This is a genomic window from Nitrospirillum iridis, assembly GCF_014205765.1.
Classification (GTDB): Bacteria; Pseudomonadota; Alphaproteobacteria; order Azospirillales; family Azospirillaceae; genus Nitrospirillum; species Nitrospirillum iridis.
Map to the genome: position 1 here is coordinate 1 of NZ_JACIIZ010000007.1, position 14,938 is coordinate 14,938.

15 protein-coding genes are annotated in these 14,938 nt (G+C 68.7%); 7 read left to right on the forward strand and 8 right to left on the reverse strand.

Annotation, left to right across the window (positions count from 1 at the left end; translation table 11 throughout):
* Positions 1 to 293 (reverse strand): hypothetical protein (locus tag FHS74_RS30150; RefSeq protein ID WP_211106291.1); only part of this gene is annotated, 293 nt, incomplete at its 3' end.
* A gap of 79 nt (positions 294 to 372) precedes the next feature.
* Between FHS74_RS30150 and FHS74_RS13395 the strand changes: the two genes are divergently transcribed.
* The 5 genes from FHS74_RS13395 (at position 373) to FHS74_RS13415 (ending at position 5,356) form a co-directional block, all read left to right on the forward strand.
* Positions 373 to 849, forward strand: coding sequence for a spore coat protein U domain-containing protein (locus tag FHS74_RS13395; RefSeq protein ID WP_184801285.1), 477 nt, complete (start codon positions 373 to 375; stop codon positions 847 to 849).
* 473 nt (positions 850 to 1,322) lie between these two features.
* Positions 1,323 to 3,392, forward strand: coding sequence for a carbon starvation CstA family protein (locus tag FHS74_RS13400; protein ID WP_184801287.1), 2,070 nt, complete (start codon positions 1,323 to 1,325; stop codon positions 3,390 to 3,392).
* Between the two features lie 4 nt (positions 3,393 to 3,396).
* Entirely contained in the window at positions 3,397 to 3,597 is a 201-nt protein-coding gene (locus tag FHS74_RS13405) for a YbdD/YjiX family protein (RefSeq protein ID WP_184801289.1), read from the forward strand.
* Between the two features lie 77 nt (positions 3,598 to 3,674).
* On the forward strand, positions 3,675 to 4,445 hold the full coding sequence (locus FHS74_RS13410; protein ID WP_184801291.1) for an exodeoxyribonuclease III: 771 nt from the start codon (positions 3,675 to 3,677) through the stop codon (positions 4,443 to 4,445).
* A gap of 128 nt (positions 4,446 to 4,573) precedes the next feature.
* Entirely contained in the window at positions 4,574 to 5,356 is a 783-nt protein-coding gene (locus FHS74_RS13415; protein WP_184801293.1) for a MerR family transcriptional regulator, read from the forward strand.
* Positions 5,357 to 5,520: 164 nt separating this feature from the next.
* On the opposite strand, the gene FHS74_RS13420 is transcribed toward FHS74_RS13415, so the two are convergent.
* From FHS74_RS13420 to FHS74_RS13435, 4 genes are all read right to left on the reverse strand, one after another.
* Positions 5,521 to 7,092 carry an efflux transporter outer membrane subunit gene (locus FHS74_RS13420; RefSeq protein ID WP_184801295.1) on the reverse strand — a complete coding sequence of 524 codons (1,572 nt, stop codon included), beginning with the start codon at positions 7,090 to 7,092 and terminating at the stop codon, positions 5,521 to 5,523.
* A 253-nt stretch (positions 7,093 to 7,345) separates the two neighbouring features.
* Positions 7,346 to 8,617 (reverse strand): Bcr/CflA family multidrug efflux MFS transporter, encoded by a 1,272-nt coding sequence (locus tag FHS74_RS13425; protein ID WP_246463117.1) that lies wholly within the window; start codon positions 8,615 to 8,617, stop codon positions 7,346 to 7,348.
* Positions 8,618 to 8,880: 263 nt separating this feature from the next.
* On the reverse strand, positions 8,881 to 9,045 hold the full coding sequence (locus FHS74_RS13430; protein ID WP_184801805.1) for a hypothetical protein: 165 nt from the start codon (positions 9,043 to 9,045) through the stop codon (positions 8,881 to 8,883).
* A gap of 280 nt (positions 9,046 to 9,325) precedes the next feature.
* Complete coding sequence (locus tag FHS74_RS13435) at positions 9,326 to 9,706, reverse strand: hypothetical protein (RefSeq protein WP_184801297.1); 381 nt, start codon at positions 9,704 to 9,706, stop codon at positions 9,326 to 9,328.
* A gap of 325 nt (positions 9,707 to 10,031) precedes the next feature.
* On the opposite strand from FHS74_RS13435, the gene FHS74_RS13440 reads away from it, so the two are divergent.
* Positions 10,032 to 10,511 (forward strand): YchJ family protein, encoded by a 480-nt coding sequence (locus FHS74_RS13440; protein WP_184801299.1) that lies wholly within the window; start codon positions 10,032 to 10,034, stop codon positions 10,509 to 10,511.
* A 237-nt stretch (positions 10,512 to 10,748) separates the two neighbouring features.
* On the opposite strand, the gene FHS74_RS13445 is transcribed toward FHS74_RS13440, so the two are convergent.
* The 3 genes from FHS74_RS13445 to FHS74_RS13455 form a co-directional block, all read right to left on the reverse strand.
* Positions 10,749 to 11,753: a DUF6624 domain-containing protein gene (locus tag FHS74_RS13445; protein ID WP_184801301.1), complete on the reverse strand. Its 1,005-nt coding sequence runs from the start codon at positions 11,751 to 11,753 to the stop codon at positions 10,749 to 10,751.
* 113 nt (positions 11,754 to 11,866) lie between these two features.
* The gene (locus FHS74_RS13450) at positions 11,867 to 12,805 is read right to left on the reverse strand and encodes a phytanoyl-CoA dioxygenase family protein (RefSeq protein ID WP_184801303.1); all 939 of its coding nucleotides are present in this window, start codon (positions 12,803 to 12,805) and stop codon (positions 11,867 to 11,869) included.
* A 34-nt stretch (positions 12,806 to 12,839) separates the two neighbouring features.
* On the reverse strand, positions 12,840 to 14,162 hold the full coding sequence (locus FHS74_RS13455; protein WP_211106292.1) for a metal-dependent hydrolase family protein: 1,323 nt from the start codon (positions 14,160 to 14,162) through the stop codon (positions 12,840 to 12,842).
* A 190-nt stretch (positions 14,163 to 14,352) separates the two neighbouring features.
* Here FHS74_RS13455 and FHS74_RS13460 point away from each other — a divergent pair, with 190 nt between their 5' ends.
* A complete protein-coding gene (locus FHS74_RS13460) occupies positions 14,353 to 14,904 on the forward strand; it encodes a GNAT family N-acetyltransferase (protein ID WP_184801305.1) in 552 nt (183 codons plus the stop codon).
* The last annotated feature ends 34 nt before the right edge of the window (positions 14,905 to 14,938 follow it).

Genomic DNA, 14,938 nt, shown 5'->3' on the forward strand with positions numbered 1-14,938 from the left:
CCCAGGCCATCGCCGGCAGCTACGCCGACACCCTGACCGTGACCATCGCCGGCAAGTAAGCCCGCGATCCTCACCCCCGGTTCGAAGAAGGGCGGTCCCCAGGGGCCGCCCTTTTCCGCGTTCGCACCCTGGCGGAACGCATCTCCTAATGCATTGATCTTCCTTGATTCCTGGCGCTTCGCACGATGCGGAACGCAAAGACTGGCGGCCCCGCCCCGGGTGCGGCGCCAGGCCCAGCCGACATAAGCGATTATTATCAATCCGTTAACTAAAAATGCGACTTTGGCGCCCATCCTGGCACCGCGATTGCTTTTACACCTCCCATCAAAGCAACCGGGCAACAAGCCCAGCCGAACCGATAGGACCTACCCCATGATCCGCCGCATCGCCGCCGTCGCCGCCACCGCCGCCCTGGTTTCCGCCGCCCTGTTCGCCGCCGCCCCCGCCTTCGCCGCCGCCGGCGCCTCGGGCACCGTCCAGCTGAACAGCACCGTCGCCCAGACCTGCACCGTCGCCGTCACCGATGCCGGCGCCACCCTCAACATCCTCTCCGGGTCCACCGCCGTCACCGTCGGCACCGTCGTCGAAACCTGCAACGACGGCGCCGGCTACCAGATCAGCGTCTCATCCGCCAACGGCGCCACCCTGAAGTCCAGCGCCACAGGCGCCCAGCCCATCAGCTACACCCCCATCTACGACGGCCAGTCCGCCGGCAGCAGCGTCAACGTCGTCCGCTCCTCCGCCCAGTTCAACAAGTCCGCAACCGTCGCCGTCACCGTTCCCGCCAACGCCCAGGCCATCGCCGGCAGCTACACTGACACCCTGACCATCACCATCCAGGGCCGCTGAGCGGGCACCCCCAAGACGCCTCCCCCCATCGGTCCGCTCATCCGTCCACCAAGGAAAACGGCCCCGTCCGCACAATGCGGGCGGGGCCGTTGCCGTTCGCGGTCGCAACATGGGCGGGCCGCCACCCGCGCAATAAAAAGCCCCGGCGGCCAGATGGCGCCGGGGCTGAGTTTTCAGAAGGGAGGAAAACGCAACCAAGTTGCACTCCTGTTATCGCGCAAAACTATGAATAATTCCTTTACCGCACCGCACACACGATCTCGGGAAGGCGTCGGCGAACGGTCGCGCCGGGGCCTGTCCAAGCGGCAAACGATCCTGTAATATCAACGCGATCAGCCCTGGTACGGCACAAGGCGGCCCCCGCCGCCCGCGACGGCGACACCCGGAACGCGGACCGGCGGCGACAAGAAAATTTGAGGTACCCCATGCGGCCAGGGTTGGGGCGTGGGATTTTGCATTCGGGAGGAAACGGAATGAACGGAACCGCCGGACGGCTCGTCTGGCTGATTGTGGCGCTTGTCGGCGCCGCATCGCTGGGCGTCGTCGCGCTGTCGCGCGGCGAGACCGTGAACGCGCTGTGGCTGGTGGTGGCGGCCCTGTGCACCTACACCACCGCCTATCGCTTCTACAGCCTGTACATCGCGAACACCGCCCTGAAGCTGGACGGCGGGCGGGCCACCCCGGCCATACGCCACAATGACGGCCTGGATTACGTGCCCACCGACAAATGGGTGCTGTTCGGTCACCACTTCGCCGCCATCGCCGGCGCCGGCCCCCTGGTCGGCCCCGTGCTCGCGGCCCAGATGGGCTATCTGCCGGGCACGCTGTGGATCCTGGTGGGCGTGGTCTTCGCCGGCGCCGTGCAGGACTTCATCATCCTCTTCGCCTCCACCCGTCGCGACGGCCGGTCGCTGGGCGACATGATCAAGTCGGAATTGGGCACGATGCCGGGCGTCATCGCCCTGTTCGGTGTGCTGCTGATCATGATCATCCTGCTGGCGGTGCTGGCCCTGATCGTGGTCAAGGCGCTGGCCGGCAGCCCCTGGGGCACCTTCACCGTCTTCGCCACCATGCCCATCGCCGTGCTGATGGGCGTCTACGGCCGCTTCATCCGCCCGGGCCGGGTGGGCGAGATGTCCGCCATCGGCCTGGTGCTGCTGCTGCTGGCCATCCTGTCCGGCCAGTGGGTGGCGGAGGACCCCGCCTGGGCGGCGGCCTTCACCTTCAAGGGTGAGACGCTGGCCCTGCTGCTGATCGGCTACGGCTTCATCGCCTCGGTCCTGCCGGTGTGGCTGCTGCTGGCACCACGCGACTATCTGTCGACCTTCCTCAAGATCGGCACCATCATCGCGCTGGCCGTGGGCATCCTGATCGTCATGCCCGAGTTGCACATGCCGGCGGTCAGCCGTTTCGTCGACGGCAGCGGCCCGGTCTTCTCCGGCCAGCTGTTCCCCTTCCTGTTCATCACCATCGCTTGCGGCTCCGTCTCAGGCTTCCACGCCCTGATCTCCTCCGGCACCACGCCCAAGATGCTGGAGAACGAGGCCCAGGCCCGCCTGATCGGCTACGGCGCCATGCTGGCTGAAAGCTTCGTCGCCATCATGGCGTTGATCTCGGCCTGCGTGCTGCACCCGGGCGTCTACTTCGCCATGAACACGCCGGCCGGCGTCATCGGCACCACGGTGGACCAGGCGGCCCAGGTGGTCAGCAACTGGGGCTTCGCCATCACGCCCGAGGAACTGGCCCAAGTGGCCAAGAACGTGGGCGAATCGACCATCCTCAGCCGCGCTGGCGGCGCCCCCACCCTGGCGGTGGGCATGTCCACCATCCTGTCCAGCCTGGTCGGCGGCCAGTCCATGACCGCCTTCTGGTACCATTTCGCCATCCTGTTCGAGGCCCTGTTCATCCTGACCACGGTGGACGCCGGCACCCGCGTCGCCCGCTTCATGATCCAGGACCTGCTGGGCACGGCGGTGCCGGCCCTGCGCCGGACCCAGAGCTGGGGCGCCAACCTGCTGGCCACCGGGCTGGCCGTCGCCGGTTGGGGCTATTTCCTGTACCAGGGCGTGGTCGATCCGCTGGGCGGCATCAACACGCTGTGGCCCCTGTTCGGCATCTCCAACCAGATGCTGGCGGCCATCGCCCTGATGCTGGGCACCGTCATCCTGTTCAAGATGAAGCGCGAGAAGTTCGCCTGGGTGACCATCCTGCCGACCACCTGGCTGGCCATCTGCACCCTGACCGCCGGCTGGCAGAAGCTGTTCGACGCCAACCCGGCGGTGGGCTTCCTGGCCCATGCCAAAAAGTTCTCCGCCGCGTTGGCGGAGGGCAAGGTGCTGGCCCCGGCCAAGACGCCGGAGGCCATGGCCCGGGTCATCACCAACGACTATGTGGACGCCACCCTGTGCGGCCTGTTCATGGCCGTGGTCATCTCCATGCTGGTGTTCGGCCTGCTGGCCATCCGCAAGGCCCTGGCCAACCCGCGGGCCACAGCGCACGAGGTCGGCGTCGGTGGCGCGGCTGTCGCCATGGGGGATGATTGAGCCCATGACGGCGCAACCGCAGGCCTTGCCCTTCGCCAAACTGGTGGCCCGCATGGCCAACCTGATGGTTGGGCTGCCGGACTATGACAGCTATGTCGAGCATCGGCGCCTCAACCATCCGGACCAGCCGGTGATGTCGCGGGAGGCGTTCTTCCGCGAACGTCAGGAGGCGCGGTACAGCGGCAAGGTCGGCCGCTGTTGCTGAACCCGTCCGATTTGTTTACCGAGAAGGGGGCCATCCGGCCCCCTTCTTTTTGCCCGTGACCAACCGAAAGCCCGCCCATGCGCATCATATCCGCCAACCTGAACGGCATCCGCTCCGCCACCACCAAGGGCTTCTTCGAGTGGATGGCGGCCCAGGAGGCCGACATCGTCTGCGTGCAGGAACTGAAGGCGCAGGCGGAGGACATGACGCCCCTGATGTTGGCGCCCCCAGGCTACGCCGGCTATTTCCAGTATGCGGAGAAGAAGGGCTATAGCGGCGTCGGCCTCTATACCCGCACGGCGCCGGACCGGGTGATCGTGGGCCTGGGACACGACGACATCGACGCCGAGGGCCGGTACGTGGAAGCGGTGTTCGGCGACCTGTCGGTGGTGTCCGTCTACCTGCCGTCCGGGTCCAGCGGGGAGCATCGCCAGGCCGCCAAGTTCGCCTTCATGGAGCGTTTCCTGCCCCACATGGCGGCCCTGGCCCAGGCCGGGCGCCAGGTGGTGATCTGCGGTGACTGGAACATCGCCCACAAGGAAATCGATCTGAAGAACTGGAAGGGCAACCTGAAGAATTCCGGCTTCCTGCCGGAGGAGCGCGCCTGGCTCACCCGCCTGTTCGATGAGCAGGGCTGGGTCGACATCTACCGCCGCCTCTACCCCGAAGCGGGGGAGGAGGGCTACACGTGGTGGTCCAACCGCGGCCAAGCCTGGGCCAAGAACGTGGGCTGGCGCATCGACTATCAAATCGCGACCCCCGGTGTCGCCGCCACGGCGCGGGCCGCCGCCATCTACAAGGACCAGCGCTTCAGCGACCACGCGCCGCTGACGGTGGACTACGCGTAAGTTTTTCCTCAAACGGCAGTCGCTGCCGTTTGGCGAAAAAACCTCTCGAGCCGAACCCCGGGTCATACCCGCACCGTCCCTTCATCGACGAGGAGGGGGGCCCAAGGGTGTTGATGAAGGCGAATGGCATGTCCCGCAGACAGGTCCAGGCGGCCGCGGTGCTGACGGCGGCGGAGGCGGCCGCCCGCACCGGGCTGACCGTCCGCGCCCTCAGGGTTTATGAGGCGCGCGGCCTGCTGGACCCGCCGCGCACGGCCAAGGGCTGGCGGCTGTACGGCCCCCGGGAGTTCCAACGCCTGGGCGTCATCCAGGCGCTGAAGTCCTTAGGGTTGTCGCTGGCCGAGATATCCCGCGTCCTGGCCGGCGACACCCCGTCCCTGCGGCGCGTGCTGGAGGTGCAGGCCGCCCTCTGGCGCGGGCGGCTGGCGGCGGCCCAGGCCGGCCTGGACCTGGTGGAACAGGCCCTGGCCCGCACCGACACCACCCCCCTCTCCGTCGATGATCTATGCACCCTGATCCGGAGATTGGACATGAGTACCCTGCCCGACACCCTGCGCACCGTGCTGGCCGAAGACTACACGGCCGACGAACGCGCCACCCTGATGACCCCGACCGGCACGCCCGAGGCCGCCGCCGAAGGGGCCCAGGCCTGGACCCGGCTGATCGCCGACATCCAGGCGCTGATGGCGGCCGGCGTGCCCACCACGGACCCCCGCGCCCAAGAGGCGGCCCAGCGCTGGCAGGGCCTGGTGGCGGCCTTCACCCAAGGCGACGCCGCCGTGGAGCAGCGCACCGCCGGCCTGTGGCAGAAGGCGCTGACCCGCGACCCGCGGGGCCAGGGGCTGCCCTTCGACCAGGGGCTGTGGACATACGTCGGCGCCGCCATGAAGGCTATAGCCGGCCGCGTTTAATCGGAACCATCGCCGGCTATAGCTGAGTCTGTCCGCGAGCAACTTCACGCCCAAAGGCGATTCCGCCTTCGGGCGATCTGCTCTAGCCAAGCCTGAAAAGCACGAAAGCCCGCCCCGGCCGGACCGGAGCGGGCTTTCCCCGTGATTTGCGCTCTTTCGAATCGTCAGCGCGCGGCCTTGGCCTGGGACAGGAAGCTGTTGCCGTCATCCTGCCAGCCGCCGCCCAGGGCCTTGAACAGGGTGACGCTGGCCTGCACCCGCGACAGCTTCACCTGGGCCAGCGTGTCCTGGGTGGACAGCAGGGTGCGCTGGGTATCCAGCAGGGTCTGCAGGTCGGTCAGGCCGCCCTTGTAGCGGTCCTCGGCCAGTTCGAACGCCCGCTGGCTCTGGGCCACGGCGTCCTTTTGCAGGGTGTACTGGTCCTGGTAGCGGTCGATGGAGTAGACCGCCCCCTCCACGTCCGACAGCGCGGACAGCGCCGCCTTGCGATAATCCTCCGCCAGTTCACGGTGCCGGCCCTCGGCCTGGCGCACCTGGCCCTCCAGCTTGCCGCCGGAGAACAGGCTCTGCGCGATGTCACCGCCCAGGCTGAACAACAGGGTGGGGGCGTTCACCAGATGGGCCAGGGTCGCCGCCTCGACGCCCGTACTGGCGCTCAGCGTGACCGACGGCAGCATCTGGGTGCGCGCCACCGTGATGTCGGCGCCAGCCGCGGCCAGCTGGGCCTCGGCATAGCGGATGTCGGGGCGGCGGGTCAGCAGTTCGGCGGGGACGCCGGTGCCGAGCGCCGGCGGCTGCACGTCGGCCAGGCCCTTGGCCTGCACGGTGAAGCCTTCCGGCGCGCGGCCCAGCAGAATGGCCAGCGCGTTCAGCTGGGCGCGTTCCTGCTGTTCCAGGGCGGGGATGGCGGCGCGCTGTGTCGCCACCGTCGATTTCTGCTGCACCAGGTCGAGCTGGCTGTCGGCGCCGGCCTGCACGCGGGCGTCAATCAGCGACAGCACATGTTGGGCGTTTTCCAGGTTGCCGCGGGCCACCGTCAGCCGGTCGCGCAGCGCCAGGATTTGGAAATACGTGGCGGCCACGTTGCTGCTGAGCGACAGGGCCACCGTCTCGCTGTCGAAGCGGCTGGCGTCCAGGCTGAACTGGGCGCTGTCGCGCGTCGCGCGGTTCTTCCCCCAGAAGTCGATCTCATAGCTGGCGGACAGCGACGCCTGGTGCACGTTGGAGGCGTAGTCGCTGGCCGGAACGGAAGCCAGGCCGGCGGCGGCCGAGCCCTTGATGTTGCGGGTACCGCTGCGGGTGCTGCCCAGCCCCAGCTGGACACTGGGCCACAGCGAAGCGCCGGAAATCTCCGCCTGGGCCTCCGCCTGGGCGATGCGGGCGGCGGCGGCGCCCAAATCGGGGTTGTCGGCGCGGGCCTGGGCCAGCAGCTGCGTCAGCTCCGCCGAGTTGAAGCCCGCCCACCACTCCGTCGTCGGCCAGGCGGCCGCCTCGGTGCTGATGGCGGCGGTTTGGGTGATGCCATCAGCCGCACCGCCCTGGGTGGTGGTGGCATCCCAGTGGGACGGCATCACCAGCGACTTGGCGGGGTCGGCCGGGGTTTCCCCGTCCAGCGCGCACGCGGCCAGCATCAACGGCAGGAACGCGGCGGCCAGAGGGCGGACGGCCAGACGGCGGGTGGCCAGACGGCGGAACCAGGGGGAGGAAACCAGGGAGCGCGACGGCGACGTGGACATCGTGAAGACCTTCGATCCGGCAAAACGGTTTCGTGCCCCGGGACCGAAACGGCGCGGGGCTGGGGCGGACGGAACGCGAGATAAGAGACAACCGGGCATCCAACGGGCCGATCGCGAGGCCCCCCCGCCCCAGCCCGGTGCACCCGGTCCGGTGCAATCGTGCAGTTGTTTAGATCCGCCGGGGCCTGCGCCTCAGTGACGCGGCGCACATGGGCTGATGTTGCCGCCCGCGCCAAGGGGGCGCCAGGCGACCTTAGCGGATCAGCAGGCGGTTGAAGAGGAGGCCCAGCACCCCCACACCGCCGATGATGGCCGCCATAGGCCAGGGCGTGCCGTCGGCCAGCCAGCCCACCAAGGTGCCAACGATGGCGCCGGTGACGAACTGTGTCGTTCCCATCAGGGCCGAGGCGGTGCCGGCCATGTGGGGATATGAGGCCAGCGCGCCGGCCGTGGCGTTGGCGCCGATCAGCCCGGTGAAGCCCATGAACAGGAAAAGGCCGGCGACGATGCCGTAAAGGCCGCCGAACCCGGTCCAGCCCGTCACCGCCAGGCCGATGCCGAACACGGCGATGCAGGCAGCCCCCCAGGCCAGCAGGCGGTCGGTGCCCAGGCGCAGCACCAGACGGCTGTTGATCATGTTGACGATGATCATACCGACGATGTTGAGCGCGAACAGCAGGCCGTACAGGCCCGGCCGCACGTGGAAATACTCGATGTACACAAACGGCGTGCCGGCGATGTAGGCGAACATGCCGCCATAGATCATGCTGCTGGTCAGCGCGTAGCCCAGGAAGCGACCACTGACCAGCAGCTGGCCGTAGGTGCGCAGCTGCGTCAGCCAGTGGGATCGCGCCCGCGTGGCCGGGTTCAGGGTTTCCGGCTGGGTCATCAGCCCGACCATGGCCACCAGGCCGAAGCCCGCCTGCACCCAGAAGATGGCCCGCCAGCCGAGATAGGCCAGCACCTGGCCGCCCACCAGCGGGGCCGCCATGGGGGCGATGCCCATGACCAGCATCATCATGGAGAAGACGCTGGCGGCGCGGTCGCGGTCGAACACGTCGCGCACCATGGCCCGGGCCAGCACCGGCGCGGCGCAGGCGCCCGCCGCTTGCACGGCGCGGCAGAGGCTGAGCATGGTGATGTCACTGGCGGCGGCGCAGCCGGCGCTGCCGATCAGGTACAGCAGAATGCCCGCCAGGATGGGCCGGCGGCGCCCGAAGCGATCCCCCAGGGGGCCCCAGAACAACTGGCAGAGGCCGAAGGCCAGGAAAAAAGCGGTCAGCGAGGATTCGACACCCGCCTGGGCGATATTCAGGTCCTGGGCGATCTGGGGCATGGCCGGCAGGTACATGTCCACGGACATGGAGCCGAAGGACATCAGCATGGCCAACATGGCGACGAAGCCGGCGCCACGCTCGGAGAACAGGCCATTCCCGCGCCGCCCCCCATCCACCGCCACGCTTGCCAACACCGTCCCGTCGGCCACCCGTTCCGCCACCACGATAGTCCCCCTGGGCCGGCCCATCCGGCCGCGCCCCCTGCGCTTGATCCCAAGCCATCCGACATCGCCTTGATGATGGCCACGGATGGGACGCTAACCAATCGCCCCTTTGTGCGGATCAGCCCCGCGTGCGACGACGGACGGCATGACAGCCCCGCGCGGGAAACGCGCCCGCCCCCGACAGCGGCGACTATGACGCCGCCAATAGGAAACCGGAGGAACCCCGGTGCCCCCAGGATTCCTCCGGCTTGATCAGGCCTGCCGATGGGGCGGCCCGAAGGTCGGACTTAATAATGGTACCAGTAGTGCGGCGGCGGCGGAGGGGGCGGGTAATCGTGGTAGTAGTGCCGGTGGTACGGACGCTCCTCCACCACGCAACCGGACAATCCGGCCAACACCATCCCCGCCAGCAACAGGCGGGTAAGAAGGGAACGGGATCGATCGGTCTGCATGATTTCTCTCCAATCTCGGCCTAGCCGCCACCCCGACGACTGCGGAACTGGGACGTGGGATCGGCTATCGGCATGGAGGAACGATGGCAGCCAAATGAGACGACAAGACGGCGACCGCTGGGCATCATCGGGTTCTTGCCGTGGCATGCCGACGCAGGCGCGACACCGGCCGCCGGTCAACGAAAGCGCCCGGCCCATCGTCTGGACCGGGCGCCTTTTAGCGTGGAACGCGACCGTGGATAATCGCATCCGTATCAACACCGCCCACTTGGCCGGCCCCTCAGTGATGGATGGGCCCGCCCACATGGCCAACCCAGTGGCCGCCGCCCCAGCCACCGTGGCCACCCCAGCCGCCGCCATGGCCATGCCAGTAGCCGCCATGCCCCCAGCCGCCGCCGTAGTAATAGGGGTAATAGGCGCCGACACCGATATACGGATAGCCGTAGTAACCGTACCCATAGCCGTAGCCGTAATAGGGGTAGGTGTAATCATACACAGGGGCGACCGGGTAGGCGGCGGCCCCGTAGTAGCCGTAGCCGTCCGCCACGCAGCCCGCCAGCGACATCAGGGCGAGGCCGGCGACCAGGCCGTTCAGGGCCAGCCGCGACCAGCGGCGCCTGTCCCGGGAAACGGTGGAAACGGTATTGCCAGGCAAGGACATGATTTCTGCACTCCCTGAACATAAGGCGACAGGGGTCGTGCGCGGGCGGGATGGGGTCGGCCGTGACGTCGGCTGTGGTCGGCCCCGGCAGGCACCCGGGCGCATCCCATCATCAGGAAATGAGGGGCCGTCCGGGGCGGCACAAGGGGCCACCGGCGCGGGGCTGGGGCGCGACCCGTGCGCGCAGGGTTCGGGGCCCAGGGTTCGGGGCGTTGGGATATGGCGCGATCCTGGCCGCACGCCTGGGCACTGGCGTCCGGCACCGGTTTGCGGTATCTGGCAGCGCAGATACCCATCCCTTTTCAGCCTTTGAGACCGTACGACGATGAGCCAGTGCCATTGCGGCAACGCCCGCGCCTATGAAGATTGCTGCGGCCCCTACCACGCCGGTACCGCCCTGCCGCCCACGGCCGAGGCGCTGATGCGGTCGCGCTATTCCGCCTTCATCGTGCAGAACGTCGATTACCTGCAGAGCACCCTGCTGCCGGAGACGGCCCAGGACTTCAACCGGGAAGAGACGGAGCAGTGGGCCCGCGACAGCCAGTGGCAGGGCCTGGAGGTCCGCTGGACCGAGGCCGGCGGCCCCGAGGATGACACCGGCAAGGTGGAATTCGTGGCCCGCTTCCAGTTCGAGGGCAAGGATTACCTGCACCACGAAACCAGCCGGTTTGAGAAGCGCGACGGCCGCTGGTACTACGTCGACGGCGCCATGGGCCCGCGCCCGCGCACGGCCGACAAGGTCGGCCGCAACGACCCCTGCCCCTGCGGCAGCGGCAAGAAGTACAAGAAGTGCCACGGCGCCTGACCAGCGGCCTGGATGTGAGGGAACCCCACCGGCCCGCGCCGGTGGGGTTTTTTCTTGGCCAAACGGCCGCTGTCTATAGCCGGCTGCGTTAGTCGGAACCACAGCCAGTTGATGAACCGGATGCCAAAGTCGTTACCGCCGGGCGCCCGCAACACGCTCTGCGTCACGGCCTTGCGGCGGCGCGGTCGGTGAAGCAGGCGGCGCCGACAAAGCCCCTGGTGCCCCGGGCGCGGATCATCAGGGCTCCCCGCCGCCACACAGGCGGCGGGACAGCGCCTGGTATTCCGCCTCGGGTGGCAGGCCGAATTGGGCCCGCCGTTCGTCCAAATGATCGGGGTCGCTGACCGGGTCCATCTGCCAGTCGCGGTCCTGGGTGCACGTGCCCTGGGTGCCATATAACTGGGTCCGGTGCGCCGTCACGGCGATGCGATCAGCCAGATAGGCATACTGGGCCGGATCACAGCGCCCCGCATCCACCGCCGCCTTGATCACCGGCAGCATCTCATTCTGGAAGTCAGGGTCCGCCACGGCGGAATGCTGCACCACCACCCACGCGCCTTGGGAGGCCCGGTGGCCCCACTCGGCCTCCGTCGGCCAGCCGGCGTGAGCGATCAGCCGCTTGATCCAGCCGCGATCGAAGCCATCGACCGCCCGCATGCGGGCCAGCCAGTCGCGGCGGCAGGCCGTCGCCTGGTCCACGGTCATGCCCGCGCACGTGGCGACCGTGCGGACCAACTGGTCCATATCCCAGATCAGCCAGAGTTGCCCCTCGATGCAGGCCGGCACGTCCGCGCCGCAGGTGCTGGCCTCAAGGTCGGACCGGCCCTGATGCCACAGCAGGTCCACGCTGGCACCCGTCGGCGGCAGGTCCTGGCGCGCCATCGCCGCCCTCAGACTTAGGTCGGTATGCAAGGCCGCCAGGACGGCGTCGACGCGCGTATCATACCGCTGGCGCAGGGCGGTCCGCCGGACCTCGCACGCCTGTCCTTCATCCGTCGCCGCCAGGGGGCAAACGGCGGTGGCCACGGCCATGGCGGCGGATTTCGCGAACCCGGCGACCCCAAGGGCGCAAATGCGGTCCGCCAGGTCGCAGGCCGGTTCCCGCCCGGCGGCCTCCGCCTTGGCCATCAGCGCCTCGGCCCGCTGTTCCGCCTCCGCCAACGGAACGGTCGCGGCGGATTTGAAGAACGCGCCCGCCGGCGGCGCACCCGCCAGCAAGCCGGCGACCAAAACCAACGCCAAGCACCAAGGACGCATCGCGCACCACCCCACCGATTGGTTTCGGATGGGGTAATACTATCATGGCAGGTGGCGCCCGACCGGATGCGGCAGGCTGCCGCATCCCCCGTCAGGGATCAGCGCCGCTTCATCACCAGGCGGTTGACGTCCGGGTCGAAATGGCTGTCGCGGGGCAGCCAGGGGCGGCGGGGCATGTGCGGCGACGGGTTGACGTTGTACTGCGCCGTCAGCATCAGGCGGCGGCCCCGGCCCGGCAGCAGGCCCTTGTGGAAGCCGAAGGTGTCGGCGATGAAGCGGGTGCCGGCGGCACCGGTCACCGTCGCCACCTTGTCCGCGCCGAAGACGCGGTGGACGACATCGTCGGGCTGGGCCTGGCCCACCGCCAAGCGGGGGTCGCGGTGGCTGCCGCGCACGAAGACATGGGGGCCGTCCTCCTCCCCCACGTCGGTCAGGTAGATGAACAGCTTGAAGCCCTTCAGCGAATCCCAGTCGCGGTGATAGCGCTGGGTGCCCTTGGCCGCCGGCCGGTCGCCGTAGGACCACCAGCAGCCGATGTTGTCCAGCACCGGCTTGCAGCCCAGGTACAGTTCCGCCACGTCCAGCAGGGTGGGATCGTTCAGCAATGACATGACGTGCGGCGCGGCCAGGATGTCCTGCACCGCGTAGTAGCCCATGTTGGTCTCGTCGCTGGCCGGCTGGTCCCAGGCGAAGGTGCCCAGTTGGGGGCGATAGGGGTCGGCGCAGGGCACGCCCTGGAAATACTGGCGGATCTCCGCCGCCACCTCGCCATCCAGGGCCGGCAGGGGGACAAGGCCCTGCCAGGCCAGGTCACGCGCCCAGGACCGGGCCTGGTTGCCCGGCCGGGGCCACAATGACTTGGGCTGGAAGAAGGCCACCGCCGCCGCCACGACGTCGCGGGCCCTGGGGGTCCAGACCAGGGGCAGCAGGTCGTACACCGCCAGCCGCCCGTCCGTCTGGGCCCGCTCCAGGAAGGTGCGGAAGGACGGGATACGGGTGCGCCAACGGTCAACCAGCCCCACCTGCCCCTCGCGCATCGGTCATCCCCTTTTCCCAGCTACGGTGCCGCCCCTAGGACGGTGGCACCGGGTGGCCATCGGCCTTGTAGACCACGCCCCCCTTCATGACAAACCGCACTTGTTCCATCAACTCCAGATGGGCCAGAGGGTCGCCGGCCACGGCGATCAGGTCGGCGTAGCGGCCGGCCTGGACCGTGCCAATGCGGTCGGTGGCGCCGATCAGGTCGGCGGCGTTGCGCGTGGCGAACAGCAGCGCGTCGGCGGGGGTCACCCCCGCCTCGGCCAGCAGGGCGAATTCGCGGGCATGGTCGCCCTCGCCGATGTCGGTGCCATAGGCGATCTTCACCCCCGCCTTGTAGGCCAGGGGCAGGTTCCTCTTGGGGATGGCGTCGTTGGCCAGTTCCTTTTCCGCCGTGCCCGGGGGCAGCAGTTCGGGATGTTCCTGCGCCGCCTTCATGAAGACGTCGTAGACGGTCAGCGTGGGCACCAGATAGGTGCCGTGGGTCTTCATCGCCTTCACCGCGTCAGCATCGGCGAAGGAGCCATGCTCGATGGAATCCACCCCGGCGTTCACCGTGTTGATGATGGCCTGCGACGGGTAGGTGTGGGCCGCCACCTTCAGGCCCAGGCTGTGCGCCGTATCGATGGCGGCCTTGATCTCCTCATTCGTCATCAGCTGGGCGCGGGGGTCGTCGCCCGTGCTGGCGATGCCGCCCGAGGGCATGATCTTGATGACGGTGGCGCCGCGCTTGTGGTGTTCGCGCACCCGCAGGCGGGCCATGTCCGGCGTATCGACGATGCCGTTCTGCCAGTCGGGATGGTGCAGGCGGGAATCGAAGCCGTTGGACGGGTCGCCATGGCCGCCGGTGGGGCCCAGCGGCTCCAGCGACACCCACAGGCGGGGACCTGGCACCTTGCCCGCGTCGATGGCGTTGCGCAGCGACACCGTATCGTCCCCACCGCCCACGTCGCGGGCGCTGGTGAAGCCCTGCAGCAGCATGGCGCGAGCGAAAATGGCGCCGTCCAACACCGCGTCCACAGCGGTGTGGGTCATCATGTCCTCCACCGCGTTGCCCTGGCTGGGCAGCTTGGCGGAGATGTGGACATGGCAGTCGATCAGGCCGGGCAGCACCGTCTGGTCCTTCATGTCGATGACCGGGACACCGGGGTGGGCGACATAGCCCGCCTCCACCGCCGTCACCTTGCCCTCGTGCACCACGATGGTGACCTGGCGGCGCGGGGTGAAGGTGACGCCGTCGATCAACGCGCCGGCGTAGATCACCGAATCCTGCGCCGGTACCGGCTCGGCCCGCGCCATGGCCGCGCCGCCCAAGGCCGTCGACATCAATGCCGCCGCCAGCAGGCGGCGCCCCATTCCGTCCCTCATCGCATACCCTCTCTGCCCATCTTGTGTTTTTTCGGCCGTTTCATCGCGGGGCGCATCCACCCCGCGCCTGCCGGTGTGGCACGGTATCCGGCGCGGCCCCGGCACGGCAACGACCATTGCCAAAGCGGTGGCATTGATGTGTCTTACCGATGCCGCCGGCCTCATAAAGAAAACACCCATGCCCGCCTCGCCCCCACCACCCGCCTCCCGGCCCCCGCCGGGCGTCCATATCCGGGAGGCCAACGCCGCCGACCTGCCGCGAATCGTGACCATCCTGAACGAGGCCATCATCCACACGACGGCGGTGTGGAGCCTGGAGCCGACGTCGGTGGCGGCGCGCACCCCCTGGCTGGCGGACCGGCAGGCCCGGGGCTTTCCCGTGCTGGTGGCGACGCCAGGCCCCGACGCGCTGCCGGGCGAGGTGCTGGGCTTCGCCTCCTATGGTGATTTCCGACCCTTCGCCGGCTATCTCCACACCGTGGAGAATTCGCTGTACGTGGACGAGGCGGCGCGGGGACGGGGCGTCGGCACCGCCCTGCTGTCGGCCCTGCTGGCCCGCGCGACGGCGGCCCGCCTGCATGTCATGATCGCCGGGATCGAGGCCAGCAACCTGACCAGCATCCGCCTGCACCAGCGCTTCGGCTTCCAGGAAACCGGGCGCCTGCGGCAGGTGGGGCGCAAGTTCGACCGCTGGCTGGACCTGGTGTTCCTGCAAAAAATACTAAGCTGACCCGCCCAGTCCCCCTCCTCAACGACGCGACGGC

Coding starts and splice junctions, on each gene's coding strand:
- FHS74_RS13415 (WP_184801293.1), top strand. CDS start 4,574: ATGTCCCGCAGACAGGTCCAGGCGGCCGCGGTGCTGACGGCGGCGGAG.
- FHS74_RS13405 (WP_184801289.1), top strand. CDS start 3,397: ATGACGGCGCAACCGCAGGCCTTGCCCTTCGCCAAACTGGTGGCCCGC.
- FHS74_RS13430 (WP_184801805.1), bottom strand. CDS start 9,045: ATGCAGACCGATCGATCCCGTTCCCTTCTTACCCGCCTGTTGCTGGCG.
- FHS74_RS13450 (WP_184801303.1), bottom strand. CDS start 12,805: ATGCGCGAGGGGCAGGTGGGGCTGGTTGACCGTTGGCGCACCCGTATC.
- FHS74_RS13395 (WP_184801285.1), top strand. CDS start 373: ATGATCCGCCGCATCGCCGCCGTCGCCGCCACCGCCGCCCTGGTTTCC.
- FHS74_RS13435 (WP_184801297.1), bottom strand. CDS start 9,706: ATGTCCTTGCCTGGCAATACCGTTTCCACCGTTTCCCGGGACAGGCGC.
- FHS74_RS13460 (WP_184801305.1), top strand. CDS start 14,353: ATGCCCGCCTCGCCCCCACCACCCGCCTCCCGGCCCCCGCCGGGCGTC.
- FHS74_RS13420 (WP_184801295.1), bottom strand. CDS start 7,092: ATGTCCACGTCGCCGTCGCGCTCCCTGGTTTCCTCCCCCTGGTTCCGC.
- FHS74_RS13400 (WP_184801287.1), top strand. CDS start 1,323: ATGAACGGAACCGCCGGACGGCTCGTCTGGCTGATTGTGGCGCTTGTC.
- FHS74_RS13410 (WP_184801291.1), top strand. CDS start 3,675: ATGCGCATCATATCCGCCAACCTGAACGGCATCCGCTCCGCCACCACC.
- FHS74_RS13455 (WP_211106292.1), bottom strand. CDS start 14,162: ATGGGGCGCCGCCTGCTGGCGGCGGCATTGATGTCGACGGCCTTGGGC.
- FHS74_RS13440 (WP_184801299.1), top strand. CDS start 10,032: ATGAGCCAGTGCCATTGCGGCAACGCCCGCGCCTATGAAGATTGCTGC.
- FHS74_RS13425 (WP_246463117.1), bottom strand. CDS start 8,617: ATGGGCCGGCCCAGGGGGACTATCGTGGTGGCGGAACGGGTGGCCGAC.